At 32.8% G+C, this 8,923-nt stretch carries 9 protein-coding genes; 2 read left to right on the top strand and 7 right to left on the bottom strand.

The window, feature by feature from the left end; genetic code table 11:
• Nucleotides 1–276: 276 nt before the first annotated feature.
• A complete protein-coding gene (locus AACU95_RS17155) occupies nt 277–435 on the top strand; it encodes a hypothetical protein (protein ID WP_165715135.1) in 159 nt (52 codons plus the stop codon).
• Between the two features lie 288 nt (nt 436–723).
• Here the strand turns inward: AACU95_RS17155 and AACU95_RS17150 are convergent, their stop codons facing one another.
• The 6 genes from AACU95_RS17150 to AACU95_RS17125 all read right to left on the bottom strand — a co-directional run bounded on the left by AACU95_RS17150 (nt 724) and on the right by AACU95_RS17125 (nt 5,885).
• A complete protein-coding gene (locus AACU95_RS17150) occupies nt 724–1,224 on the bottom strand; it encodes an anti-virulence regulator CigR family protein (protein WP_012367748.1) in 501 nt (166 codons plus the stop codon).
• Between the two features lie 146 nt (nt 1,225–1,370).
• Nucleotides 1,371–2,126 (bottom strand): class I SAM-dependent methyltransferase, encoded by a 756-nt coding sequence (locus AACU95_RS17145; RefSeq protein ID WP_141192361.1) that lies wholly within the window; start codon nt 2,124–2,126, stop codon nt 1,371–1,373.
• Between the two features lie 264 nt (nt 2,127–2,390).
• On the bottom strand, nt 2,391–3,317 hold the full coding sequence (gene lpxL / locus AACU95_RS17140; RefSeq protein ID WP_004247022.1) for an LpxL/LpxP family Kdo(2)-lipid IV(A) lauroyl/palmitoleoyl acyltransferase: 927 nt from the start codon (nt 3,315–3,317) through the stop codon (nt 2,391–2,393).
• 456 nt (nt 3,318–3,773) lie between these two features.
• Entirely contained in the window at nt 3,774–3,986 is a 213-nt protein-coding gene (gene cspE, locus AACU95_RS17135) for a transcription antiterminator/RNA stability regulator CspE (RefSeq protein WP_004247021.1), read from the bottom strand.
• Between the two features lie 414 nt (nt 3,987–4,400).
• The gene (locus AACU95_RS17130; protein WP_161737043.1) at nt 4,401–5,258 is read right to left on the bottom strand and encodes an alpha/beta fold hydrolase; all 858 of its coding nucleotides are present in this window, start codon (nt 5,256–5,258) and stop codon (nt 4,401–4,403) included.
• Between the two features lie 294 nt (nt 5,259–5,552).
• Entirely contained in the window at nt 5,553–5,885 is a 333-nt protein-coding gene (locus AACU95_RS17125; protein WP_004247019.1) for an MliC family protein, read from the bottom strand.
• Between the two features lie 351 nt (nt 5,886–6,236).
• On the opposite strand from AACU95_RS17125, the gene AACU95_RS17120 reads away from it, so the two are divergent.
• Nucleotides 6,237–7,133 carry an AraC family transcriptional regulator gene (locus AACU95_RS17120; RefSeq protein WP_004251900.1) on the top strand — a complete coding sequence of 299 codons (897 nt, stop codon included), beginning with the start codon at nt 6,237–6,239 and terminating at the stop codon, nt 7,131–7,133.
• Nucleotides 7,134–7,211: 78 nt separating this feature from the next.
• On the opposite strand, the gene AACU95_RS17115 is transcribed toward AACU95_RS17120, so the two are convergent.
• A complete protein-coding gene (locus AACU95_RS17115; RefSeq protein ID WP_141192324.1) occupies nt 7,212–8,708 on the bottom strand; it encodes a C69 family dipeptidase in 1,497 nt (498 codons plus the stop codon).
• Nucleotides 8,709–8,923: the final 215 nt, after the last annotated feature.

Below are 8,923 nucleotides of genomic sequence, written 5' to 3'. Positions count from 1 at the left end.
TTACGGAGTAATTTTTAATATTAATTATTGAGATTTATAGCACTAAATAGAATATTTGCAGAAGGTAGTTCTGATAAAAAATTTATCTCAAGTACTTTATCCTTATTTTTTAGTCTATTGACGGGAAAAAACAAGAAAAATTGCAATAAAAACGCTCCATACAGATCACATTTAATAAGTGAGGGTATTAATAGCTATCAAATGATATTAATTATCATTTGCATTTAGTCAATATCCCTACTATTGTTATCTCTTCTACTACTAAGGAGAAATATCATGGTTAAACCAACAATGTCATTACACTCTCAACATGTTAAGAATTTAGCAAAAAAGATAAAAAAAATGCGTGCCATAGAAAAGGCGATTAATTGTAATAAAGAAGCAGATCTACTTGTTATTATTAATAAAAATCCAACACTTGTTTTTATAAAATAGCTAAGCACTTGGTTTTTTATATCAATAAATAGTAGTCACATTTTTAGTGGGGTTGACAACTCAAATGATAATGATTATCTTTTAACTCGTGAATAGTTGAGTGCGTTACTCGGTCTTTCACAACGACATTGCTCACATTGCTTCTAGTATTTATTGACCAACTCTCCTAGCGTTGGTCTTTTTTTTATTTTTGCATTTCAATAAACATAAAACCTTCCCTGTTAGTAGGAAGGTTTTATAGTTTTGAAGCAGATATAACATGACATTAAAATGAGGCTATGTTTTACCTTAATCAAAAACATTATTAATAACAGAGGCAATAATTGATGTGGTTATTGCGATTAACACCAAATCATTACCCACTATCTGCCATTCATATCCATCGTAATGCGGTAACTGACTTAGCATAATGCTGGGTACGGCTTTTTTCGCAATACCTGGAGGTAATGGCTTACCTCTTGTTAAATTCTTTGCTATTCCCGGAGGAAGGCCTTTATATCCAGTTAGATTGTTCTTTATTGCTAATGCTCTTGCATCATCATAAGTGATTGAGACAGAGAGCCCTCCTCGACTATCAATACGCAGTTGTGAAGAAAATCCATCTTGTTGGTTTACGTTCTGATGTCCTTTATTAAAACCGTTGTTACCTCTTTGATTTTGATGACTATGAGGATTACCGTTACCGTTTCCATTACCTTTACCCTTTCCGGGATCGGCGAAGGAATTCAAAGAAACCATAAAGGTCAAAGTAGCTATTAAGCCATGCTTTAATAAAGTGGGTGTTTTCATGTGAGTTATTCCTTAAAAGGACGCCTTACAACGTTATAATTCCACACATAAAAATACAACTGCCAATATTCTGATTAACTTTAGAAAGGCGAAATAAATGAGGCTATAAAAAATTAGCTTTAAATACAGCCTCTTATTATTTAATGCTATTTTTTATACGCTTCAAAAGTCATAATTTCTGTCGTATTACTGGGGGTTTGCAGATACTGGTAATCGGCTGATATTGTGATCTGTTTAAAACCAATCAAGCGTAGTATTTGTTCAAATTCAGACACACCAAACCATTTTAAGCTGAAAACTTCCCATTCACTTTCAATGATCTTGCCATCTCGCCATTTATCATAACGATGGTGTGAAGTAGTTAACTGATTTATATAATCAATTTCAGCATTAATTATCTGTAAGGTAATTAGATCGCCTTCTGGTGTATTAAATTGGCGACTAGTACATTCACCTTTAACAAAATGATGGGCAAGACTAATATCAACCAATAAGCGCCCACCAAACTCAAGCGCTTGATAACACTGTTTTAAGGCTTGGATCGCCTGCTGTTGCGTATTTAATAAGAGGAATGTCCCTGTAGGAATAATAATAGCCTCGACAGGGGTATTAACTTCAAAAGTGACTAAATTATTTTGAGTTATGTAGTTGGTTGTAAATCCATGCTCGATTAGATTTTTCTTACAAAATTCAAGCATCTCTTCGGAAAGATCAAATCCCTCAATATTAAAACCTGATTGCAATAAAGGAATAAGGATGCGTCCTGTTCCTACTGCCGGCTCTAAAATTTTACCTTTAACATCTTTTAATCGCTGTTGATAGTATTCAACATCGCCGAAACTGCATCCTATCGGTTTATCCAATTGATAAACTTGAGCCGATAGAGAGTGATAACTCTGCATAATATCCCTTAGTCTGTACCAATTTTTATGTATCTTATTAAAAACAAAAAATTATACAAGGCACCAAGGCATCTAGAGTAGGCCTTTACATTACCCTCACACTACTTATCCCCTTATAAAATTTAAGGTTGACAATCTAGTTGAGAATGATTATCTTTTAACTCGTGAATAGTTGAGTGTTTTACTAAACTATTTGCAACGACATTGCTCACATTGCTTCCAGTATTTACTGTGACCAACACTTAATGTGTTGGTCTTTTTTTATTAATAAAAACTGGCTTCACCTTTGGGTCTGGTCTTAAAGCGTCTATGAGCCCATAAGTATTGCTCTGGCGCTCGCATAATCTCAATTTCAATCAGATGATTCATTCTATCTGTATCATTTTGAATATTTTCTGTTGGATAATTATGAAGTTCTTTACCTATAATTAAGCTATATTTTTTATTATCATGACCATGATTACGTACCAATGTTACCGTTAAAGAAGGAGCTCCTGATAACTTTGCTAATATAACAGCGCCTTTTGAAGTAGACGTTTCCTTCACCGAAAAAAATGGTGAAAAGGTGGTTCCTTTTAAGCCAAAATCTTGATCTGGTGCAAACCAAATGGCCTTCCCTTTTTTTAATTCAGTGACCATAAACTTTAAATTACGTCTATCAATCATACCTTTATTAGAACGGCATCTTGCCCTAGTTTGAATAAACTCCATCGCTTTATTATTATGAGGCCGATACATTGCGTTTACAGGGAAGCACAACCCCATAATACGCCCTCCAAGCTCCAACGACATGGAGTGAATACCAATCAACAAAATACCGGTATGCTTTCGATTAGCCTCAGTAAAATTTGTTATTCCATCGACTTGATAGATATTTTTCAGTCTGTTATCGCTCCAAAACCATGCCATGCCAGTTTCGAATAGAGCGATACCTAATGCTGATAAATTTTCCATAACTAGCTTATCGATATCTTTTTTACTTTTATTCGGAAAACATAACTCTAAATTTTTCTTTATTATCGAAACTCTTCTTTTAATAAAAAAACGCGATAGTAATCCTAAATGTTTTCCTAAGAATAAAAGCCACGTGTAAGGTAATTGTACTAATAAAAAAAGAATAAATACGCCTAGCCAAGTAAGAAAATATTTAGGGTGTAACAGATGTAGTGAAAAAGAATTTTTAGCGTACACAAGATTTGTCCTTTCGTCACTTAAAAGACTTCTTTTAAGCTTAAGTTAATTTAGACAACAGTTATTTAAGATAGTTTATTTAAGATAAGTTACTTAGTGAATACCACTTAATAAAATTTACCATTTATCTTATATAAGTTTATTTTAAACGGCTTTTTCCTATTCTTTTCTTAAAAAAAAACTACCAGTCATAGCTTTATTTTCTGATTGCTTTTATTCTAATCTTTTTGGAAAAATATGTAATAGCAAAGTAAGTAAAATTATTTTTATTTTCTTTTTTTATGTATGGTGAATATTTACCAAACTTTAATAATATCAGTTAGAATAAAATTTATTTTTATTAGCAAATAATAGATATAAAAAAACCTCACATCAGTGAGGTTTTTAAGTTATTTCGTCTAGTAAGATACACTTATATAAGTGTCTTTAAGTCTTAGACGCAATAATCCATAATTATTACAGACCGATAACATTAGCAGCTGCTGGACCTTTTGCACCATTTTCAATAGAAAATGATACTTCTTGGCCTTCTTTCAGTGATTTAAAGCTATCGCTTTGAATTGCTGAAAAGTGAACAAATACATCTTTGCTACCATCTTTAGGTGTGATAAAGCCAAAGCCTTTATCGTCGTTAAACCATTTAACTGTACCAGTCATTGTATTAGACATAGAATTTCCTTTAATAAATTTAGTTATGCCATAAGGCTAATTGCGGTTTGATTTCGGATTTTTACTTATGGGTACTATTTGAAGGAATTCGCAACGAAGAGGTATCAAGGATAGCGCTAAACGGTGAACTACTAAAAACTGGACTAACATAAATAGGTCTGTACTTCCAAACCAATGACGCTATTAAGTCATAGAATTTATTTTATAGCAAACTATTTTCACTTTTATTTTTTATAGAAGTGTAAATTTATTTTTTATTTGATTTATTTACCATGAAATTGTTAACCTTTACAAATAGATAGCTATTTATTGGGAATAAGCCTACTCAAAGTAGATACTGATAATTTTACAAAACAATCAATATCTACTGATATATTTATACCATCTACTGTTTTTATTGCTTATTTGCTCAGATTAACTAATAAGATTAGTTAAAATCTGTGATGTTTTAGTCCACAACAAAGAGCCACCTTCATTATCATAGACATAACGTTGTGCATGGGGAAAACGTTGAGACAATAACTTGCCAAAATCAGGCGAGTGAACAGTACTCGTATCCTTTAGTCCATACCATAATGTTGTAGGTGTGCTAATCATTTCAGGAGTAAATCTCCAAGGTTGCATCGTGATTAATAAATCTTGAGCATAGCCCTTATTTCCATATTTAAATGCTTCTTTCATACAAGCTTGATAAACAGGAAAAAATTTATTTTCTTGATAAAGAGCCAAATCAACATCAGCACTATAATTCAAAATAAAATCCATTAACCAGTCAGTGGTGATATTTTCAATGATCCAGGTCTTTAATCCATCAGGATCGAATAGTGCCTGTTGTTGCATATTAACCACATCACTGGACAACAGTTTTTTTATTTCAGGATAATCTAGTTGATCTTGACCAGCAACAATTGCCAGCTTATCCACTTTACCATAGTAACAAATGGCCATTGCAAAAACAGCACCTTGAGAGGATCCTATCACACTGATATTCTTAATATTAAGATATGCTAATAAGAATAATACATCGCTAGAAAACGATTTTAATGTCTTTTTAGGATCAAAGGTTGATTCACCTAAACCAGGACGAGTCGGTGTAATAAGTCGAATATTTAACTTAGTTAACAGCTCAGCATCCATACTTAATAGCCCACTCATCCCTGCACCTGTGCAGAATAATACCGGTTGACCATCTGATGGGCCAGATTCATACCAAGTTAACGTTCGATTATCTGGTAATAACAATGCATGTTTTTCGGCACTTGTAACTTTCATTAGACTGTATCCAAAATTAATTTATAGATAGAATACCCGTCATTAAAAAAATGATAGATATAATAAGTATTTTTCAGTTTCTTATTAAGACTGATATTAAAATTAATATTGAAACTAGCTAAGGATAAGAATTCATTTTAACTCTCAGTATGCATTGATTTATACAGTTATATTTTATCTGAGATAAAATAATCGATATTTAGATATTCTAACAAACTGCCGATAAAAAATATATAATGACTTAAAAATAAAGGCGAGTCTAGCTCGCCTTTATCTCAATAAATAATCATTAAATTATTTTACTATTTTACAAGTACGCCCTGTATCTTCAGCAATACGATCATTAACTATTTCATCTTCTGACATCGTCGCTAAATTGAACTCTTCACTACCTTTACCCCACAGTTGGAAACTTTCTCCAACATAACGCGCACCACTTGCAGCGACTGCAGATTTTAACACGATTAATTCATCATTATAATCCATTACGGCCAAATCATCATTAGGGAAAGAAACTCTGATTTTTTGCCCTTCACAGTCGTAAGTTTCTGTTTTAGCAGCTAATGCAGGCGTTGCAATAATTGAAGTTAATAAAGCAATTGCAGAGATAGAAAGTAATTTACGCATTTACATCTCCTAAAATAATTAAAGTAACTATGGTTAGTCCAATTAGGTTAGATAGCTTTTTTAAAATAAAAAATAAGATATCTCCGTATTTAATTATAGGGGTAATATAAAGAAATAAGCGATTTTCTAAGCAATTATTTCCCACTGTATAATAGTCTAGATTAGTTTTACTAGCTTAATTTTTAAGGAGAAACCAACTCAAATACATAACTTTACATTATTGTTATTAACTTTTACCTTAATTAGAGTAACAGAATCTGCCTAATATGATATTATTGTCAAATAATAATTTGATTAATTTTCAATAGATTAATCTAATAATATCGATAAAGTGAAATAGTGGGAAGATCAATGCTTCAAGAAAATGTAGTTAAAGATATCATTGTTTGGATCGAGCAAAACTTAGATTCACGTTTATCATTAGATATTATTGCTGAAAAATCAGGCTATACCAAGTGGCACTTCCAGCGCTTATTTAAAGCATATACAGGAATATCTTTAGGCAAATATGTCCTAGCACGCCGTTTATCTTGTGGCGCTTATGCGTTGAGGATCACTCGTAGTAGCCTTTTAGATATTTCTTTAAAATACCATTTTGATTCGCAACAAACGTTTTGTCGTGCGTTTAAAAAACAATTTAATATCACCCCTTCTGAATATAGGAAAAAGCAAGGTTGGGATATTAGTGAGCTTATATTTCCAGCATTAGAAACTGTTGAACTTAAAGCAAAATATGAAGTAATGACCTTACCTTCTAAAGAGTTGATAGGTATGGCTCATCAATACAATAAAAATATTTCAGCATGGAATTATGATAAGAAAAAATTTAGAAAAGAATTCTGGAAGAAGTTTTTAAAAGAAATACATACCATCCCTACAGAAATGTATGCCACACATCGTGCTTCTGCAGGCTCGCTAGATGATACGACTTATATTTATACAACAGCAGTAAGTAAAGAACAATTAACAAGCTCTGCTAATATTTCCACTATGTCTAAAGTAGAATTACCCAATGGGAAATATTTAGTTATTACTTTTGAGATGGATAATATTTTAGATTCCCTCACCGGGTATGATGATATTATTTATACTGTATATACCAAAGTATTACCAAAGATGAATTTGCTACGTCGATCTGGTCCAGATATTGAGCGCTATACCTTAAAACAATCGGTTAGCTATGATAAGTTAATCGGCCATAGTGAGCAGCATCTACAAGAAATTAGTTACTATATTCCTGTTCTTTAGTCGCTAATAGAAATAAAAAGATCTCAATCTGATTACGCATCTTGAGATCTTTTTAATATTTATAATACGTTAAAGTAATTAATCTTTTTTAGATTGATTAGCAAAAAAGATCTCATCTTGTATATTTTTAGTTTTAAGAGTAAAGAGTTGATTAGTTAGGTTTTCAGTTAATTGCTCTGCATCAGCCATTACACGTAAATTAAATTCATTCAGCATGTTATCCGCTGCTGCTTTATTCTTTTTACTCATTGACAAATAGTTAGCCTCCATTTCTTTTTGTTCTAATGCTGTTTTAGCTTCCCATTCTTGGTATGCTTTTTTAACAATAGGAGCAAATTGAGGATAATCTGTCATTACTAATGTTTGTAACTTACGATATTTCCAATAGATAGAGTCATTATCTGCTTTATCTGTTCCAATAGCATAGTGTTGTGGATATGCTTTTAATCCACTGTAATAAGGAACAAAAGCGGTTAGATCAGCCATTCCCAAACCAACATAAGTCACTTCACCAATCTCTTGCGGTAATTCAGGTCTTACTTGCATCACATGAGATTCATAAGTACGAAACACACTTATTGGTCGCCATGGTTCATTGCCATTCAATCCATTGGTATAAGGATCATGTTCTGTACCGTCAAAATGGTTGCGTAACATCGCTTTGGCGTCTTCTACTGATACTTTTTTCTCCGGTGTCAGCATAGGCGCAAATTGACGACCATCTGCCACATTCTGTTTCAGAGAAGGGTTAAATTGTTGCTGGATAACCCAAACCCTCGGATAATTATAAGTGAGATCACGTTCATCATCACGCGTATAGGCTTTAGAAAAATTAAATTCGCCATCAGTGGCAGGATCATAAAGTCCTTTTTCTATTGCAAACTCAACTAAGTTTTTAGAGCCTAAAGTATCATTACTATCTATATGGTAGGCCTGTAAACGCCCTTGATTACCCGTCGCAAAATATTTATCTTTTGGTAGTTTTTGCGCCATCCATTGATGACCTGTACCAGTTTCTAGGTACCACACCTCATTTTTATCAACGACGGCAACCCCAAATCCTTCTCCCGCACCTTGTGTTTCGATGATGTTTCCCAGTAATTCAATTGCTTCACGGGCAGTTTTTGCCCTTGAGAGTAAAATATCTGGAATATCATCTTCAGTGATCCCCGTATCTTCAACATAAGGATCGAACGCCAATGCTTTAGGTGAGGCAAAAATGGATTCTGTACCACTCACCCCAACGCCTAGCTCATTAAAACCCGTTGCACCATGCAATTGAGTTTTCCAATTAGGTACAGTGGTATAACGTAATGAGTGTTTAGGTAGTGGATAAGTAAAGCTATTAGCGCCATGATGGGCTTGAGTGCTATAAATGCCAGTCTGATTACTTTTAGCTGGATGAATAACAAAATGTTGTGCTTTTAAAGCATCACTATCTGCGCTACGAGCTACAATCAAAGAGCCGTCATTAGTTGCTTCACTCCCTGCTAATAACGTTGTGCAGGCCAGAGCCGAAGAAACTAATGCGATATTAATTGACAAAGCGATAACAGCTTTTTTAAATAAAAACATATAATGCCTCATTTGCTTGTTATTTATAATTTATATCTCAATTAATTATCTCTATTTTAGAGTAAAAAACTTGATATTTTTTGGTCTGCAGAATATTAGCAATGAGAAACAATCAATTACCGTGATTAACATCTCAATGATTAACTATTTAAAAAATAAAAATCGCATCAGTCTAACAACCATTTTTTATAGTGCATATAAAATCAAATAATATT

This window comes from Proteus sp. G4415 (assembly GCF_963896075.1).
GTDB classification, from domain to species: Bacteria; Pseudomonadota; Gammaproteobacteria; order Enterobacterales; family Enterobacteriaceae; genus Proteus; species Proteus mirabilis.
The sequence above is the reverse complement of the archived record's forward strand: the minus strand, read 5'-3'. Positions and strand labels throughout refer to the sequence as shown.